This window comes from Stutzerimonas sp. LR2 (genome assembly GCF_055755175.1).
On record NZ_JBVTRR010000004.1, the window covers coordinates 74,613 to 91,736 of the forward strand.

Annotated in this window: 17 protein-coding genes; 7 read left to right on the forward strand and 10 right to left on the reverse strand. The window is 62.4% G+C overall.

The features are described 5' to 3' along the window. Positions 1-51: 51 nt before the first annotated feature. The 4 genes from ACVRRC_RS14855 (at position 52) to nudC (ending at position 5,844) form a co-directional block, all read left to right on the forward strand. Entirely contained in the window at positions 52-2,304 is a 2,253-nt protein-coding gene (locus ACVRRC_RS14855; protein ID WP_472997166.1) for an Orn/Lys/Arg family decarboxylase, read from the forward strand. A gap of 177 nt (positions 2,305-2,481) precedes the next feature. Beyond that, positions 2,482-3,294 carry a crotonase/enoyl-CoA hydratase family protein gene (locus ACVRRC_RS14860; RefSeq protein WP_472997167.1) on the forward strand — a complete coding sequence of 271 codons (813 nt, stop codon included), beginning with the start codon at positions 2,482-2,484 and terminating at the stop codon, positions 3,292-3,294. A 37-nt stretch (positions 3,295-3,331) separates the two neighbouring features. Next, on the forward strand, positions 3,332-5,014 hold the full coding sequence (locus ACVRRC_RS14865) for a FimL-related protein (protein WP_061373653.1): 1,683 nt from the start codon (positions 3,332-3,334) through the stop codon (positions 5,012-5,014). Then, positions 5,014-5,844: an NAD(+) diphosphatase gene (gene nudC, locus ACVRRC_RS14870; RefSeq protein ID WP_013982900.1), complete on the forward strand. Its 831-nt coding sequence runs from the start codon at positions 5,014-5,016 to the stop codon at positions 5,842-5,844. The genes ACVRRC_RS14865 and nudC overlap by 1 nt, the downstream gene beginning before the upstream one ends. Here nudC and ACVRRC_RS14875 read toward each other — a convergent pair. Next, positions 5,812-6,597, reverse strand: coding sequence for a TSUP family transporter (locus tag ACVRRC_RS14875; protein ID WP_011913372.1), 786 nt, complete (start codon positions 6,595-6,597; stop codon positions 5,812-5,814). The two genes, nudC and ACVRRC_RS14875, sit on opposite strands and share 33 nt — an antisense overlap. A 194-nt stretch (positions 6,598-6,791) precedes the next feature. Here ACVRRC_RS14875 and ACVRRC_RS14880 point away from each other — a divergent pair, with 194 nt between their 5' ends. After that, on the forward strand, positions 6,792-7,442 hold the full coding sequence (locus ACVRRC_RS14880) for a hypothetical protein (protein ID WP_111481965.1): 651 nt from the start codon (positions 6,792-6,794) through the stop codon (positions 7,440-7,442). 57 nt (positions 7,443-7,499) lie between these two features. On the opposite strand, the gene ACVRRC_RS14885 is transcribed toward ACVRRC_RS14880, so the two are convergent. The 4 genes from ACVRRC_RS14885 to ACVRRC_RS14900 all read right to left on the reverse strand — a co-directional run bounded on the left by ACVRRC_RS14885 (position 7,500) and on the right by ACVRRC_RS14900 (position 10,671). Continuing rightward, positions 7,500-8,267, reverse strand: coding sequence for an SDR family oxidoreductase (locus tag ACVRRC_RS14885; RefSeq protein ID WP_068505981.1), 768 nt, complete (start codon positions 8,265-8,267; stop codon positions 7,500-7,502). 56 nt (positions 8,268-8,323) lie between these two features. Next, positions 8,324-9,391, reverse strand: coding sequence for a phosphotransferase family protein (locus ACVRRC_RS14890; protein ID WP_014596784.1), 1,068 nt, complete (start codon positions 9,389-9,391; stop codon positions 8,324-8,326). Between the two features lie 207 nt (positions 9,392-9,598). Further along, a complete protein-coding gene (locus ACVRRC_RS14895; protein ID WP_013982897.1) occupies positions 9,599-9,913 on the reverse strand; it encodes an SCP2 sterol-binding domain-containing protein in 315 nt (104 codons plus the stop codon). 59 nt (positions 9,914-9,972) lie between these two features. Beyond that, the gene (locus ACVRRC_RS14900; RefSeq protein ID WP_472997168.1) at positions 9,973-10,671 is read right to left on the reverse strand and encodes a histidine phosphatase family protein; all 699 of its coding nucleotides are present in this window, start codon (positions 10,669-10,671) and stop codon (positions 9,973-9,975) included. Between the two features lie 179 nt (positions 10,672-10,850). Here ACVRRC_RS14900 and sohB point away from each other — a divergent pair, with 179 nt between their 5' ends. Next, a complete protein-coding gene (gene sohB, locus ACVRRC_RS14905; protein WP_011913366.1) occupies positions 10,851-11,873 on the forward strand; it encodes a protease SohB in 1,023 nt (340 codons plus the stop codon). Between the two features lie 14 nt (positions 11,874-11,887). After that, positions 11,888-12,880, forward strand: coding sequence for a YhdH/YhfP family quinone oxidoreductase (locus tag ACVRRC_RS14910; RefSeq protein WP_061373649.1), 993 nt, complete (start codon positions 11,888-11,890; stop codon positions 12,878-12,880). A gap of 267 nt (positions 12,881-13,147) precedes the next feature. Here the strand turns inward: ACVRRC_RS14910 and ACVRRC_RS14915 are convergent, their stop codons facing one another. The 5 genes from ACVRRC_RS14915 to ACVRRC_RS14935 all read right to left on the reverse strand — a co-directional run bounded on the left by ACVRRC_RS14915 (position 13,148) and on the right by ACVRRC_RS14935 (position 17,101). Beyond that, the gene (locus tag ACVRRC_RS14915) at positions 13,148-13,648 is read right to left on the reverse strand and encodes a DUF934 domain-containing protein (protein ID WP_011913363.1); all 501 of its coding nucleotides are present in this window, start codon (positions 13,646-13,648) and stop codon (positions 13,148-13,150) included. Next, positions 13,632-15,290 carry a nitrite/sulfite reductase gene (locus tag ACVRRC_RS14920; protein ID WP_048329101.1) on the reverse strand — a complete coding sequence of 553 codons (1,659 nt, stop codon included), beginning with the start codon at positions 15,288-15,290 and terminating at the stop codon, positions 13,632-13,634. The genes ACVRRC_RS14915 and ACVRRC_RS14920 overlap by 17 nt, the downstream gene beginning before the upstream one ends. A gap of 336 nt (positions 15,291-15,626) precedes the next feature. Beyond that, the gene (locus tag ACVRRC_RS14925) at positions 15,627-15,842 is read right to left on the reverse strand and encodes a DUF2970 domain-containing protein (protein WP_011913361.1); all 216 of its coding nucleotides are present in this window, start codon (positions 15,840-15,842) and stop codon (positions 15,627-15,629) included. A 128-nt stretch (positions 15,843-15,970) separates the two neighbouring features. Next, positions 15,971-16,501: an Hsp20/alpha crystallin family protein gene (locus tag ACVRRC_RS14930; RefSeq protein WP_013982892.1), complete on the reverse strand. Its 531-nt coding sequence runs from the start codon at positions 16,499-16,501 to the stop codon at positions 15,971-15,973. Between the two features lie 150 nt (positions 16,502-16,651). Beyond that, the gene (locus ACVRRC_RS14935) at positions 16,652-17,101 is read right to left on the reverse strand and encodes a hypothetical protein (RefSeq protein ID WP_011913359.1); all 450 of its coding nucleotides are present in this window, start codon (positions 17,099-17,101) and stop codon (positions 16,652-16,654) included. Positions 17,102-17,124: the final 23 nt, after the last annotated feature.

Sequence of the window (17,124 nt, forward strand, 5' to 3'; positions counted from 1 at the left end):
TTTGCTGCGGACACTTCTACCCTGTAGGAAGACTGTCCGCAGAGAGCGCGCATGTACAAAGACCTGAAATTCCCGATCCTCATCGTCCATCGCGACATCAAGGCCGACACCGTTGCCGGCGAACGCGTGCGAGGCATCGCCTCGGAGCTGGAACGCGACGGTTTCAATATCCTGCCCACAGCGAGCTCCAGCGAGGGGCGCATCGTGGCGTCGACCCACCACGGACTGGCCTGTATCCTGGTGGCCGCCGAAGGCGCCGGTGACAATCAGCGGCTGCTGCATGATGTCGTCGAACTGATTCGTGTCGCCCGACGCCGCGCACCGCGTCTGCCGATCTTCGCCCTTGGCGAGCAGGTGACGATCGAAAATGCGCCCGCCGAGGCCATGGCCGATCTCAACGAGCTGCGCGGGCTGCTTTACCTCTACGAGGACACCGTGCCGTTTCTGGCTCGGCAGGTCGCTCGGGCGGCGCGCAACTACCTCGAGGACCTGCTGCCGCCGTTCTTCCGAGCCCTGGTGCAGCACACCGGCGAGTCCAATTACTCCTGGCACACGCCGGGCCACGGCGGGGGGGTCGCCTATCGCAAGAGTCCGGTCGGCCAGGCGTTCCATCAGTTTTTCGGCGAAAACACGCTGCGCTCGGATCTCTCCGTGTCGGTGCCGGAGCTCGGTTCGCTGCTTGATCACACCGGGCCGGTGGCCGCCGCGGAAGCCCGTGCCGCGCGCAATTTCGGCGCGGATCATACCTTCTTCGTGATCAACGGCACCTCGACGGCAAACAAGATCGTCTGGCATTCGATGGTGGCGCGTGGCGACCTGGTACTGGTCGATCGCAACTGTCACAAGTCGATCCTCCACGCGATCATCATGACCGGTGCGATACCGCTGTACATGAGCCCCGCACGCAACGAACTGGGCATCATCGGACCCATTCCGCTGGAGGAGTTCACCCGCGAGTCGATCCAGGCGAAGATCGCCGCCAACCCGCTGGCGCGTGGGCGCCCGCCGAAGGTCAAGCTGGCGGTGGTCACGAATTCCACCTACGACGGCCTGTGCTACAACGCCAACCTGATCAAGCGCACCCTGGCCGACAACGTCGAGGTGCTGCATTTCGACGAGGCCTGGTACGCCTACGCGGCCTTTCATGAGTTCTACGATGGCCGTTACGGCATGGATACCCGTGAACAGGGGCCGCTGGTATTTACCACCCATTCCACGCACAAGCTGCTGGCCGCCTTCAGCCAGGCCTCGATGATCCACGTACTCGACAGCCAGACCCGGCAGCTGGACCGTGACCGCTTCAACGAAGCCTTCATGATGCACATCTCCACCTCGCCGCAGTACGGCATCCTGGCGTCGCTCGATGTGGCCTCGGCAATGATGGAAGGGCCGGCGGGTCGCTCGCTGATCCAAGAGACCTTCGACGAGGCCCTGAGCTTCCGGCGGGCGCTGGCCAACCTGCGTCAGCACATCGATCCGGACGACTGGTGGTTCAGTATCTGGCAGCCGCCGCGGGTTGACGGCGCCGATGAGCTGGTGACGCGGGACTGGCTGCTCGAGCCCACCGCCGACTGGCATGGTTTCGGCGATGTTGCCGACGACTATGTGCTGCTCGATCCGATCAAGGTCACGCTGGTGACGCCGGGCCTCACCGCGTCCGGCGCGCTGGGCGAAAGTGGCATCCCGGCGGCGGTGGTCAGCAAGTTCCTCTGGGAACGTGGCCTGGTGGTAGAGAAGACCGGCCTGTACTCGATGCTCGTGCTGTTCTCCATGGGCATCACCAAGGGCAAGTGGAGCACGCTGCTGACCGAGTTGCTGGAATTCAAACGCCATTACGACGCCGACATCCCGCTGATCGAAGCGCTGCCGTCGGTTGCCCGCAGCGGCGCTGCCACCTATGCCGGCATGGGGCTGCGCGACCTGTGCGATGCACTGCATGCCTGTTATTGCGAAAACGCAACGGCGCGGGCGATGCGGCGGATGTACACGGCGCTGCCGGAGCCGGCCATGACCCCGGCGCAGGCCTATGATGCGCTGGTTCGCGGCGAGGTCGAGGCAGTTCCGATCGATGAGCTGGAAGGGCGCGTAGCAGCGGTGATGCTGGTGCCGTATCCGCCGGGCATCCCGCTGATCATGCCGGGCGAGCGTTTCACCGGCGAGACTCGCTCGATTCTCGATTACCTTCGTTTCGCCCGGGACTTCGCCGAGCGCTTCCCGGGCTTCGATGCGGACGTCCATGGCTTGCAACACGAGGTCACCACCAACGGCAGCGCATACACCGTCGATTGCATCCGCCAGGGGTGATGGTCGTGGCTTCGAGGCTCTACATCGGCACGAACGGGCCGTCCGGCGGCGTGGTCTGTATCACATCGTCTGCATCGGCATACACTCGGGCTGGTACCAGTTGTTATAGTTGCCCACCGTCGTCCCGGGCTGCTCCCGTCACGACGTTCCCATGCGCTTGCTGTCGAGGATGATAGCGTGACCGAATACAAAGCCTTCCGCGTAGAGTTGGCAGACAAGATTGCCCGAGTCGTGATCAACCGACCCGAGAAGATCAATGCGATGGATGCCGCGTTCTGGACGGAAATCATCGATATCTTCAATTGGGTCGATGCCACGGATGACGTGCGTGTAGTGGTCCTCAGCGGAGCCGGGGAGCATTTCTCGTCAGGCATCGACCTTCAGCTGCTGGCCTCTGTGGGTAGCCAGCTGGGCAGCGATGTCGGGCGCAATGCCGAGCGGCTGCGGCGCAAGATCCTGTCGTTGCAGGCTTCGTTCAACGCGGTCGACAACTGCCGCAAGCCTGTACTCGCTGCGATCCAGGGCTATTGCCTGGGGGGCGCCATCGATCTCATCTCGGCGTGCGACATGCGTTACAGCACGGTGGATGCGAAATTCTCGATCAAGGAGATCGACATGGGCATGGCCGCCGATGTCGGTACACTGCAGCGCCTGCCACGTATCATCGGCGACGGCATGATGCGCGAGCTGGCCTTCACCGGCCGCGCCATCCGCGGTGATGAAGCGCGCAGCATCGGCCTGGTCAATCGCACCTACGCCGATCAGCAGGCGCTGATGGAGGGTGTGCTGGAGCTGGCCCGCGACATCGCCAGCAAGTCACCGATCGCCATCCGTGGCACCAAGGAAATGATCCGCTACATGCGCGACCACCGCGTCGACGATGGTCTCGAATACATCGCCACCTGGAATGCGGCCATGCTGCAGTCGGCCGATATCAAGGTTGCCATCGCCGCTCACATGAGCAAACAGAAGCCGGACTTTGCCGACTGATGCGCCATCACACGTTTGCGCGGGAGGCGCACTAGGCATGGTTACTGGAGCTACATCACTCGGTCTGGTCCGGGATGAGCTGTTCGCCACTATGGAAGAGGCCGAGCAGAGCCTTGAGCATTTCATCATCGATCGCAACAACGGCGGTCTTCTGCAGCAGGCCGTCGAGAACCTCAAACAGGTCCGCGGCACGCTCAATCTGATCGAACTGACCGGTGCCGAACTGCTCGCCCAGGAAATCCTCCAACTGGCCACCGACATTCCCGTCGGTGCGGGCGAGGATCGCGACGGGCAGCTGGCTGCGCTGAGCAACGCGCTCTATGTGCTGCGCCGCTACCTGGAAAGCGTCGATGCCAGCCGCCAGGAAATCCCGGAGCTGCTGCTGCCGGCGATCAATGCACTGCGTCAGGCCTGCGCGCAGCCGCCGCTGCCGGAAAGCTTCTTCTTCAGTGTTCGTCTCGATCATGCCCGGCCTGCGCTCGACACGCCGGTTCGACAGGGCGCTGCTCCGGCAGCTGAAGCGCGCCGCCTGCGGCAGATGTACCAGGTGGGCTTGCTCGGCTTCATCCGGGAAGAAAACCTGCCGGCCAGCCTGAAACTGATGGGGCGGGCGCTGACGCGACTCGATCATCTGTTCATCGACTCGCCGGCTGGCCGCCTGTGCTGGATCGGCAGTGCGGCCATCGAGTCGCAGCTCGATGGCCAGCTGTTGCCACGTAGATCGCGCAAGCAACTGTTCTCGCGGCTCGACAGGGAGCTCAAGCAGGTGCTCGGCAACCCGACATACGAAGCGCCGCGTAGCCTGCTCAAGGAATTGCTGTACGTCGTCGCACTGGCGGACAGCAAAGGTCCGATTGCCAGCCAGGTCAGGCAGGTGTTCTCGCTGAGCCCGCTGCCCTTTACCGATCACCTGCTGGAAGATGAATCCCAGCGCCTGGCCGGTCCCGGACAGGCCGTCATGCGTTCGCTGTCCTCGGCGATTCGCGAAGAGCTGGCCAGCCTGAAGGACCTGCTCGACCTGATCGAGCGTGGTACCGCCCAGGCGGAAGCCTATTCGAACCTGCATAACCTTCTCGGCAAGATGGCCAAGACCCTGGGGATGGTAGGGCTGTCCTCGGCTGCGAGCACGCTGCAGGCGCAGTTGGGCGATGTGTCCGGCTGGAGTTTGGAACAGGCTCCAGAGCCGCAGGCCATCCTGCGCCTGGCCGATGCGGTGCTCTATGTCGAGAGCATGGTCGCCAGCCTGGAACGTGGCGATCGGCGCGATAGCAAACCTCAGGTCGCCCGTCCGGGCATGGAGGCCGAAGCCTTCGCCAACCACCAGCTGACCGAAGCCTGCATCGTGGTGATCGACGAGGCGACCGCCGGGCTTGCGCTGGCCAAGCGCGCCATCACCGCCTATCTCGAGTCCAACGGCGAGAAGCTGCATCTGGCCAACGTGCCGTTCAGCCTGCAGGCTGTTCGCGGCGGTTTGCGCTTCCTCGAGCAGGAGCGTGCTGCCGAGCTGATCGGAGCCTGTGCCGATTTCATCCAGAAGCACATGCTCGAGTCGAATCAGATGCCCCCCGAGCAGCTGCTCGAGACGCTTGCCGACGCCCTGACCAGCCTCGAGTACTACCTCGAGGGCGGCGCGATCCTGCGGCGCGACGATTCGCGGGTCAGCGTGCTCGATCTCGCCAGCGAGAGCGTGCGCGCGCTGGGCATGCCGGTCGCCGCCTGATGAGCCTGCGCTGGCAAGCGGCGCTGCTCGACCCCTCGCTGGCGGGGGGCTGGGCAGTGGTGCATTGCCGGCAACAGTTCCTGGTCGACGACAGCGGTGTTCTGTTTCCGCGGGACTGGCTCAAGCGTCTGGAGCTGCCGCTGCTCAGCGAGCAGGGGCTGGGGCATTTCGATGGCGAGCCGGTCTTTCTCTTCGAACTGGATGTCCCCGCCGATGTGCCTGGTGCGCGCTGGCAGGGGCTGCGTCAGTTCATGCAGCAGGTTGATCCGGACCTGTTTCGCCTGCTCGGCTACGCCACGCAGATCGGCACCTGGGTCAGCCAGCACCGCTTCTGCGGTAGCTGCGGTTCGCCGATGCAGGCGCGAGCCGGTGAGCGCGCCATGTACTGTCCAGCCTGTGGCGTTCAGCACTATCCGCGGCTTTCGCCCAGCATGATCGTCCTGGTCACCCGCGGTGACGAGTTGCTGCTGGCGCGTTCACCGCGCTTTGCACCTGGCGTCTACAGCACGCTGGCCGGCTACGTGGAGCCGGGTGAGTCGGTGGAGCAATGCGTGGCGCGCGAAGTGCGTGAAGAGGTCGGGGTGGATATCCATCCACCGCAATACATCGCCAGCCAGGGCTGGCCGTTTCCCCACTCCCTCATGCTCGGGTTCCACGCCGAATATGCCGGCGGCGAGATCGTCCCGCAGCCCGAGGAGATCGAGGATGCACGCTGGTTTCACATCGACAACCTGCCGGCGTTGCCCGCGCGCCAGTCAATCGCTCGCTATCTGATCGAGCTGTACCTGGCGCGTCGGCTAGGCCGCCCCGAACCAGTGCTGCCAGGCTAGGCGAAGGCTCATCGCCAGTACCACGAGGATGAACACTGGACGGATGAAGCGCGAGCCGCCGCCGATGGCCGTGCGTGCGCCGAAGTAGGCGCCTGTCATCAGCGCCAGTCCCATGCCGATCCCCAGTACCCAGGCGACATGCCCACCCACGATGAACACCGCCAGCGCCACGGCGTTGCTGACGAAGTTCATCGTTCGCGCCACCCCGCTGGCCCGCAACAGGTCGAGGGGATAGAGCAGCATGCTGCTGACGGTCCAGAAAGCGCCCGTCCCGGGCCCAGCGACGCCATCGTAGAAGCCGAGCGACAGGCTCTGCGGCCACTGCCGTCGACGACCGATTTCCGCTGCTTCACCGGCAGCCTTCGCCGGCACTTTGCTGAACAGCAGGTAGATGCCGCAGGCGGACACTACCAGCGGCAGCAGCTGATTGAGCCAGCTTGCCGGCATGAATTGCGCCAGCAGTGCGCCCACCGCTGCACCAATGGCCGTACCGATCAGCGCACGCCTCCATACGACTGGTTCGAACAGGCGTCGCCGGTAGAAGGTGTAGCTGGCGGTCGCCGAGCCGAAGGTGGCGGACAGCTTGTTCGTGCCCAGCACGAGATGAGGCGGTAGGCCGGCGGTCAGCAGGGCCGGGATGGTCAACAGCCCGCCGCCACCGGCAATGGCATCGATAAAGCCGGCAGTAAAGGCGACGGCAAACAGGATCGCCAGCGTGGACGGGTCCAGCGCCAGCTCGAGGGCGAAGGGCATGCGAATCTCGGTGGGTTGAGGGATTGCGGAGGATAATGCGGCCACCGACCGGGTGAAAGGGCTGCGCCCATATGATCGACGTCGCCCTCCGCTCGAACAAGAACGCCGGCTCGTGATCGGCATCCCAGCTCGGTGCTGGCTGCGCTGACGGCCCCTGCGGATAATGTCGCACCCAATGAAAAGGACGCTTGGTTATGCAATATCTCGGGCTTGCGATCGTCGTCGCTCTGCTGGCGTTGATCGTGCTGCTGGTCGCGCTGCGCTTGCTGCTGGGGGGGCACTGGTTCATGGGCTGGTTGCGCGGCACCTGTGGTTTTGTCGTGCTGGCGCTGGCCGCTCTGATCGCCTTGATCGGCTATGACATCAGCACCTACACAGCGCTTCCCCCTGAGCAGAAGCCCCTGGTCACGCTGACGTTCCAGGCGCAGGGCGCACAGCGTTACGAGGTGACGCTGGAGCAGGGGAAGGAAACCCGAACGGTGATGCTGGAAGGCGATCTCTGGCAGCTCGACCTGAACCTGTTGCGCTGGAAGAGCCTCGCCGAGCTGATCGGGCTGGAGTCGGGCTATCGCCTGGAGCGGCTCTCTGGGCGCTACCTTGCCGTCGAGCAGCAGAACCTGGCCCGGCATGGCCGCGTCGTGTTGAGCGAGAAGCCCTTGGGCATGGATATCTGGCAGTCGCTGCAGCTGGGGCAGCGCGACATGTACCTGGTCGAGGCGCAGGTATTGCGTGTCGATTACATGCCGATTGCCGATGGCGCCAGCTATGCGGTGGAGCTTGCACCGACCGGCCTGCTGGCCAGGCCGTTGAACGCAGCGGCGACCGAAGCGCTGAAGAACTGGTAAGCGTGCAGATGACAAAAGGGAGCCATTCCGGCTCCCTTTTTCATTTGGCTGGTCGGGTCAGGCCAGATAGCCGCCATCGACATTGAGCGACACGCCGGTGGTGTAGCTTGATGCCTCGCTGGCCAGGTAGAGCACAGCGCCGGCCATCTCGCTCGGCTGGGCAACGCGGCTCAGCGGAATGTGCTGCAGGGCCATCTGCAGGATCGAGTCGTTCTTGACCAGTGCCGAAGCGAACTTGGTGTCGGTCAGGCCGGGCAGCAAGGCGTTGCAGCGAATGCCGAACTGCGCGCACTCCTTCGCGAACGCCTTGGTCATGTTGATCACGGCACCCTTGGTGATCGAGTAGATCCCCTGGAAGTTGCCTGGCGAAACACCATTGATCGACGCGACGTTGATGATGCTGCCGCCGCCGTGCTCGCGCATCAGCTTGCCGGCCTCGATGGACATGTAGAAATAGCCGCGAATGTTCACGTCGACGGTTTTCTGGAAGGCCGATATGTCAGTGTCCAGCACATGGCAGAACTGCGGGTTGGTGGCGGCGTTGTTGACCAGGATGTCGAGGCGGCCGAACTGCTCGCGGATCTGCGCGAACACGGCCTGAATCTGCTCCAGCTCGCCGATGTGGCAGGCCACCGGGGTGGCCTTTCCGCCAGCCGCGACGATCGCGTCGGCTACCGCCTGGCAACCTTCGATCTTGCGGCTGGACACGATTACGTGGGCGCCTTGCTGGGCGAGCAGTTTTGCGATCGCCTCGCCGATACCGCGGCTGGCGCCGGAAACGAAGGCGATCTTGCCGTCTAGGTCGAACAGGGTGGTCTTGGACATGGTCGTTCCTCTTTCTTGTTCGTTTCTGTGGCAGGCCACAGACGGATTGGGTGGGGTCAGAGCTTCGATTGCCCGATCACTTGCAGCGCCTTTTGCTCCAGCAGCTTGTTCATGTGAATGAACTGGGCAAAGCGCTTGTCCTGAGTCTGGCCATGATGGAAGCGGTAATAGATCTGTTGAACGATTCCAGCCAGGCGGAACAGGCCGTAGGTGTAGTAGAAGTCGATGCAGGGGATTTCGATGCCGGCGCGCTGAGCGTAGTAATCGACGAAGCCCTGACGGGTATGCATGCCGGGCAGGTGACTCGGCTGTCGGCGCATCGCCTGCATCGGCTGGGGATCGTTGGCTTCGATCCAGTAGGCCAGGGTGTTGCCCAGATCCATCAGCGGATCACCGATGGTGGTCATTTCCCAGTCCAGCACACCGATGATTTCCATCGGGTTGTCCGGATTGAGAATGACGTTGTCGAAGCGGTAATCGTTGTGAATGATCCCGGGTTTTGGGTGATCGGCCGGCATCTTGTCCTTCAGCCAGGCCTTGACCGCGTCCCAAGCCGGCGCATCGGGGGTCATGGCGCGCTCGTAACGCTCGCTCCAGCCTTCGATCTGACGTTTCACATAGCCTTCCGGTTTGCCCAGATCGCCAAGCCCGCAGGCCTGGTAGTCGACGTTGTGCAGTTCGACGAACTTGTCGATGAAGCTCTCGCACAGGGCGCGGGTCTGGGCCTCGTCGAAATTCAGCTCCGGAGGCAGTTCCGAACGCAGGATGATGCCATTGACGCGCTCCATTACGTAGAACTCGGCATTGATCACCGATTCATCGGTGCAGTAGACATATGCCTTGGGGCAGTAGGGGAACCCAGCGTTGAGCTGATTGAGAATGCGGAACTCGCGGCCCATGTCATGGGCAGACTTGGCTTTGTGGCCGAATGGCGGGCGACGCAGCACCAGGTCCAGGCCGGGGTATTGCAGCAGGTAGGTCAGGTTCGACGCGCCGCCGGGGAACTGGGAAATCTGCGGTGTTCCGTCCAGTCCCGGGATATGTGCCTTGAGGTACTGGTCGATGACATCGGCGGGCAATTCCTCACCCGTGCGGACAGGGGTGCTTTGATCTGTAAGCGCCATTGTTATCCCTTCTGCTTATGTTTGGTGCCCAAGATGATTCAACAATCTAATGCTCGCGGTGCCTGATACCAAGTGCGGCTGGCCGTTATTGGCCGGCGTGTTGCCTGTCAATCAAGCTGCCTGATCCGCCATTCACGGCTACGTTGGACATAAAAAAACCGAAGTCGGGACTTCGGTTTTTGGTGTCTCTCGACCGCCGAAAGAGGCTCAGGCCGGGAAGAGCTCGCTGAGCTTCAGGGCCAGCATCATGTCGCCCTCGGCGCGCAGCTTGCCGCCCATGAAGGCCTGCATGCCGTCGGTCTCGCCGCTGACGATGCCCTGCATGGTTTCGCTGTCCATGATCAGGGTGACATTGGCGTCGCTGGAGTCGCCCTGCTGCAGGTCACAGGTGCCGTCCTTGACGACCAGGTAGTAGTTCTCGGCATCGGTGATGTTGAACTGGAACACCAGATCCAGGCCGGCGGCGGCGCTGGGGTTGAACTTCGACTGCATGCCTTTGAAGGTTTCGGCGACGTTGCTCATGAGGGTTTCCTTTTTGCTCGTTATGGTTACACGCAGCTTTGGGCCGCGTGGGGCTGGGCTCATCTATGGGTGATGAGCTCCGGATTCTTCAGAAGTTGCAGATGCGCATGACTGTTGAATGACGCGAGCGCGACGTCGCGATCACGAAACTTCAGCTGGCTGAGCGACGTATTGACGATCTGCCAGTTCATCTCGAAGGCCTTGATCGGCGGTACGCCAATGATCAGTTGCAGCAGCGCGGTAATGGTTCCGCCGGACGTGAAGATGGCAATGCGGTCGCGCTTGCCGGCTTGTTCGAGCACCCGTTCCAGCCCGCCGCGCACGCGATCGAGGAAATGCTGCCAGCTTTCCAGTTCGTCTTTCTCGTGCTCGCCGGAGATCCAGCGATGGACCACATAGGTGAAAAGTCTCTGGAAGTCGGCACGGTGATCGGCGGCATTGCGCAGGATATGCATGGCGTTGGGCTCGACCTTCAGCAGGTCGGGCAGGTGGGCGCGGATCACCGCGTCGGCATGGAATTCGTTGAAGGCCGCATCGATTTCAAGATCGGGTTGCCGACCGAGCCGCGCCAGGGTCGCTCTGGCGGTGTCCTGCTGGCGATCGAGTTCGCCACTGAGGCAGCGGTCGAAGCTCACGCCGAGTTGCGCCAGGTAATCGCCCAGCGCTTCGGACTGGCGATAACCCAGGGGGGAGAGCACGTCATAGTTTTCTGCGCCGAAAGACGCCTGACCATGTCTGATCAGGTAGATACTGCCCATGCTGCTGCTCCGGCCGGCACTGTTTTTTCGCGAGGGTAGGGACATCGTTCCGGAGTGTCAACGATAATTCGAACGTTTGTTTGAATTGCGCCGACTGGCTCAGCCAAGGGGCCATCGGTATGCTGGCGGCTCGGCGTCAAGAGCTGCGGCGGGCGCCTGAAACTCATCGAGGGGGATACGTGGAATTTCTTGTCGACTACGCCAGCTTCCTGGCCAAGACCGTCACGCTGGTGGTGGCTATCGTGATCGTGCTCATCGCACTCGCGTCCATGCGGCGTGGACGCAGCAAACAGGGCGGTGGACATCTGGAGGTGCACAAGCTCAACGAATTCTACAAGTCCATGCGCGAGCGCCTGGAGCAAGCAGTGCTGGAAAAGGATGAGTTCAAGGCGTTGCGCAAGCGGGAGGCGAAGGCGGCCAAGCAGACGAAGAAATCGGAGACGTCCGCACGTGTGTTCGTGCTCGATTTCGACGGCGACATCCGTGCGTCGGCGGTGGAAAACCTGCGCCATGAGATCACCGCATTGCTGACCATGGCGACGCCTCAGGACGAAGTGGTGCTGCGCCTGGAAAGCGGTGGCGGCATGGTTCACGGTTACGGTCTGGCCGCCTCGCAGCTGGTGCGCATCCGCGATGCCGGCGTGCCGCTGACGGTTTGCGTCGACAAGGTCGCGGCCAGCGGTGGTTACATGATGGCCTGCATCGGCAACCGTATCCTCACGGCGCCGTTCGCGATCCTCGGCTCCATCGGCGTGGTTGCGCAGCTGCCCAACGTTCATCGCTTGCTGAAGAAGCATGACGTGGACTTCGAGGTGCTCACCGCCGGTGAATACAAGCGCACGCTCACGGTGTTCGGCGAGAACACCGAAAAGGGCCGGGAGAAGTTCCAGGAAGACCTGGAAACGACCCATGAGCTGTTCAAGAACTTCGTGGCGCGCTACCGCCAGAACCTCTCGATCGACGATGTTGCGACGGGCGAGGTGTGGCTGGGGATCGCCGCACTCGGCAAGCATCTGGCGGATGAGCTTAAGACCAGCGATCAGTATCTCGCCGAGCGCGCGCAGGAGGCCGAACTCTTCCAGCTGCATTACATCCAGAAGAAGAGCTTGCCGGAACGTTTCGGCATGGCGGCCAGCACGATCATGGAGCACGGCTTGCTGAAAGGCTGGAGCCGGCTGAACGAACAACGTTTTTGGCAATGACAAGGGGAACCGCGATGAGCAGCTTCAAGGCACTACAAGTCAGCGAGACCGAAGGTGGCCGTTTCGAGTCGAAGGTCGTCGAGCGAACCACCGAAGACCTGCCCGCCGGTGAGGTGCTCATCCGGGTGCGTTATTCCTCGCTGAATTTCAAGGATGCGCTGTCGGCCAGTGGCAATCGTGGCGTGACCCGGGCCTATCCGCATACTCCGGGGATCGATGCCGCCGGTGTCGTGGCCTCGTCCAGCGTGGCCGAGTTCGCCGAAGGCGATGAAGTGATCGTCACCGGCTATGACCTGGGCATGAATACCGCCGGCGGCTTCGGTCAGTACATCCGGGTTCCGGCCGCCTGGATCATCAAGCGTCCGCAGGGGCTGTCACTACGTGACGCGATGATACTCGGCACAGCCGGCCTGACTGCCGCACTCTGTGTCGACAAGCTGGAACAGGCTGGTCTCGAGCCGGGAGACGCGCCGGTGCTGGTGACCGGTGCGACCGGCGGTGTCGGCAGCATTGCGGTGGCGTTGCTGGCCAGCCTCGGCTACAAGGTCGCGGCCGTGACCGGCAAGGCCGACCAGGCCGATTTCCTGACCCGCCTGGGGGCCACGCAGATCGTCGAACGTGCTGCATTGCAGGCCGGCGTGGACAAGGCCTTGCTGAAGGAGCAGTGGGGCGGGGCGGTGGATACCGTGGGCGGCGACATCCTGTTCAACGTGGTCAAGTCGCTGCAGCGCGGCGCCAGTGCCGCCTGCTGCGGTCTCACTGCCGGCACGCATTTCCAGGCCAGCGTACTGCCGTTCATCCTTCGCGGCGTGAACCTGCTGGGCGTGGACTCGGTGGAGATTCCGCTGGTGGTCAAGGCATCCATGTGGGACAAGCTGTCGTTGCAATGGAAGCTGGCCAACCTCGATGAGCTGGCCCATGAGATCGGTCTGGAGCAACTGCCGGAGGCCATCGAGCGCATCCTGGCGGGCGGTCAGGTCGGGCGCGTGCTGGTGCGTCTGGATTGAGGGCTGACGAAGCCTCGCCTGGTCAATCGGTACGATAGCGGCAATGAATTTCCTCGGGCGCTGTGTTTGGTCGAATCTATCGCCACTCCTGACCGCAACCGAGGACATCGCTCATGAAAAAGCTGGCCGAAAAGATCAAACAGATCGCTTCCGGAAAAAAGACCGCTGCAGTGCCCGTGCCGGTCGAGCATCCGAACTTCTGGATGTATCAGTGACGCCAATGAAAAGCCCGCCAATTGGCGGGCTTTTCACTTGCTGGCGTTGTCGTCAGACCTGACGGCGACGGAACAGCGGGCGCTCGTCGTCGGCCGCGGCCTGATAGGTCACCGAGAAGTCCTTGAGACCTTCCAGGGCATCGACGGGATCGCGATCGGCGCGGATGGCGAAGGCGTCGAAGCCACAGCGGCGCATGTAGAACAGCTGGTCGCGCAGCACATCGCCGATGGCGCGGATCTCACCCTTGTAACCGTAGCGCTCACGCAGCAGGCGCGCGCTGGAGTAGTGACGACCATCGGTAAAGCTCGGGAAGTTCAGCGCGATGACCTGGAAGTACTGCAGGTCGTCAGCGATATCTTCCACCTGCTCATGGGCATCGAGCCACACACCCAGGCCACCGTCACGGGCTTTGAGCGCATGTGCATGATCGAGCCACAGGTGCAGCGGCACGATCAGATCGTCGCTATTGCACAGGTCGTCCAGGGTCTGCTCCTTGGGGAGCAGGTGCCAGGTTTCGTCGACCAACTGGTCGTTCTTAATGATTCGCTGCATAGACGCGCTCCTTGAAGGGATCAATGCCGATGCGGCGGAAAGTATCGATGAACTGCTCATCTTCGGTACGCTGCTCCACGTAGACGGTGATGATCTTCTCGATCACGTCGGGCATCGCATCCTGGGCGAAGGATGGGCCGAGGATCTGGCCGAGGCTGGCGTCGCGGCCGGAGCTGCCGCCCAGCGAGACCTGGTAGAACTCGGCGCCTTTCTTGTCCACGCCGAGGATGCCGATGTGGCCGATATGGTGATGGCCACAGGCGTTCATGCAACCGGAGATGTTCAGGTCGATGTTGCCCAGGTCGAACAGGTAATCGAGGTTGTCGAAGCGACGCTGGATGGCCTCGGCGATCGGGATCGACTTGGCGTTGGCCAGCGAGCAGAAATCGCCGCCCGGGCAGCAGATGATGTCGGTCAGCAAGCCGATGTTCGGCGTGGCCAGACCCAGCTCGCGCAGTTCGTGCCACAGCTCGAACAGCCTGGCCTGCTCTACGTCCGCCAGGATCATGTTCTGCTCGTGGGAGTTGCGCACTTCGCCAAAGCTGTAGCGATCAGCCAGATCGGCGATGGCGTCGAGCTGCTTGTCAGTGACGTCGCCAGGGGCCACCCCGGTACTCTTCAGCGACAGCGTCACGGCGGCGTAGCCGGGCTTCTTGTGCGCCACCACGTTGCGCTGGCGCCAGCGGCCGAAACCGGGATGTTCGGCGTCTAGCTGGGCGAGGGCGGCGTCCTGATCCTGCAGAGCCTTGTACTGCGGATCGACGAAGAACTTGCTGACGCGCTGCACTTCGGCTTCGGTCAGGGTGGTGGGGCCGTCTTTCAAGTGCGCCCACTCGGCGTTGACGCGCTCGGCGAACACTTCAGGCGTCAGCGCCTTGACCAGAATCTTGATGCGCGCCTTGAACTTGTTGTCGCGGCGGCCGTAACGGTTGTAAACCCGCAGGATGGCATCGAGGTAGCTCAGCAGGTGCTGCCACGGCAGGAATTCGTTGATGAAGCTGCCGACGATCGGCGTCCGGCCGAGGCCGCCACCGACCGAAACGCGGAAGCCCAGCTCGCCTGCATCGTTCTTCACCGCTTCCAGGCCGATATCGTGCACTTCGATCGCAGCGCGATCGCTCACTGCGCCGTTGACGGCGATCTTGAACTTGCGCGGCAGGAAGGCGAATTCGGGGTGGAAGGTGGACCACTGGCGGATGATTTCGCACCAGGGCCGCGGGTCGATCAGCTCATCACGAGCCACGCCGGCGAACTGATCGGTGGTGGTGTTGCGGATGCAGTTGCCGCTGGTCTGGATGGCATGCATCTGCACCGTGGCCAGTTCGGCGAGAATCTCGGGTACGTCTTCCAGCTCGGGCCAGTTGAACTGCACGTTGGTACGGGTACTGATATGGGCATAGCCCTTGTCGTAGCGACGAGCGATCTCTGCCAGCTTGCGCACCTGCGTCGAGGAAAGCAGGCCATATGGCACGGCAATGCGCAGCATGGGCGCGTAGCGCTGGATGTACAGGCCATTCTGCAGGCGCAGCGGGCGGAATTCCTCATCAGCGAGTTCACCGGCCAGGAAGCGGCGGGTCTGGTCGCGGAACTGCCGGACCCGATCCTCGATGATGTGTTGGTCGTACTGGTCGTAAACGTACATAAATGTCCTGTTCTCAGGCTGCTACAGCTTCGCGCGCACGGCCGCGCACCCATTTAGGGAGGGCGGCACGATACCAGCTACTTGTTATGCGCAAAAGTGATGTTTGGGAATATGTTTAGAACTAAACCAAGCGAAATGGACTTACGGCTAACACGCCTTGAGCAACCTCGTTCCCTGGTCTTAACTGCGAGAAGAACAGGCTGCGACCGTAGCTGCTAGAGGAGAAGTCCCGTGAGAAATGACCAGCGCGACAGTGTTGTGGATGCCGCGGCGATATTTGCCTTGATCATGCTCGCCGTGGGAACGGCAATTTTCTGGGTCAGCCACCAATAGCGGCTACAGGCCCGCCAGATAAAGCACGAGCTTGACCACACCCAGGACGATCAGCACGAACAGTACGGTGAACCCCACGCCGAGAATGATGAAGTGGCTGGGTTTGCCGTGGCTGAAGTCTCTTGCCCGGTTCTTGCCGCTTTGCACACCCAAGGCGGCGGCCAGCACACTGCCGAGCATTTGCCGCAATGTCAGGTTCTTTTCCTGCTCGTCGTTCATGGCTGCCTCGAATCAGGGTTTTCCGAAGTCTAGTCGAGTGATCCGAGGTCGGCGGAGCGTTGATCCGGGCAGGCCGCATCAACGGGGGGGGGAGGGCCGGCCATGCTGGCAGCCGGCCCTTTCGCTGGTCATTCGGCCTTGACCGAGATGGTCTTCGCTCCTTCACCAGTGCCGGGGTGTTTGGGCAGCGAAACACGTAGCACACCCTTGCCGAACTTGGCTTCGATCTGCTCGCGATCCACCCCGTCCGGCAGTGCGAAACTGCGCTGGAAACTGCCGAAGGAGCGCTCGGACAGGTGATAGCCGTCCTTCTCCTCCTTGTGCTCCTGGCGCTTTTCTCCCTTGATCACCAGGCTGTTGCCGACCAGCTTCACCTCGACATCCTTTTCATCGAGGCCAGGCAACTCGGCGGTGATCTCGAAGGAATTTTCCTTCTCGACCACATCTACCGCCGGCATCCGGCTGGGTCCGCCCTGCCAGAGAGGCGCCGTTTCCAGGCCGTGGCGACTGAAGGGCAGATGCCAGGGGCGATCGAACTCATCGAAAAGCCGGTCGACCTGTCGCCGCAGGGTGTCGAAGGGGCGCCATGGGTCTTGTGGTGCCGTCGGCACCTTCTTTTCATCCGTACTGACTGCAGGTTTGTTCGAAGCGTCGTTCATTTCACAAACTCCTGTAGAAGCTCGGGAAGGTCAGAGCGCATTTAGTGTTCTACCGGCGGGCAGATTGAGGTTTGATTCCGATCAACCCGATCCACTCTCCGCGCGTCATTCAGCGTAGCGTCTTCCTGGCCAGCTACAAGACGCAGGCGGTCAGAGGCTCTCCTTGAACCAGTCCCAGAGTCCGAGGGAAAAATCGGGGAACAGATTGATGCCCAGCGCGGATTTGAGCAGGTAGAGGATTACCAGCCCGACCAGGGCGGAAAACAGCAGGAAGAGGGTCGCCAGCGCAGCCTTGGCGATCAGCGACAGGTTCTGCTGCGGGCGGGTCAGGTTGCGCTTGTTGCGCCCCGCGACGATCGCGAAATAGTAGTGATTGCGCCACAACCGCACCGTGCCGCGCAGGTCGACCCGGTGCCTGACCCAGGAGCGTGCGCCGAAGACACCGCGCAATGCCGCCAGCTGCTCCTCATTGAACGAATCACGCAGGTGCTCGGGCAGCCGCTGCTTGAGTCCACGAACGAAGGGGTCCTGGTCCAGCGGAGTGTCGGCGTAGGGCTTGGGATAGGGCGAGCGCGGCTCGTCCGCTTCGGGTGAGGTCATGGCTGTGTAATCGCTCCGGTAAT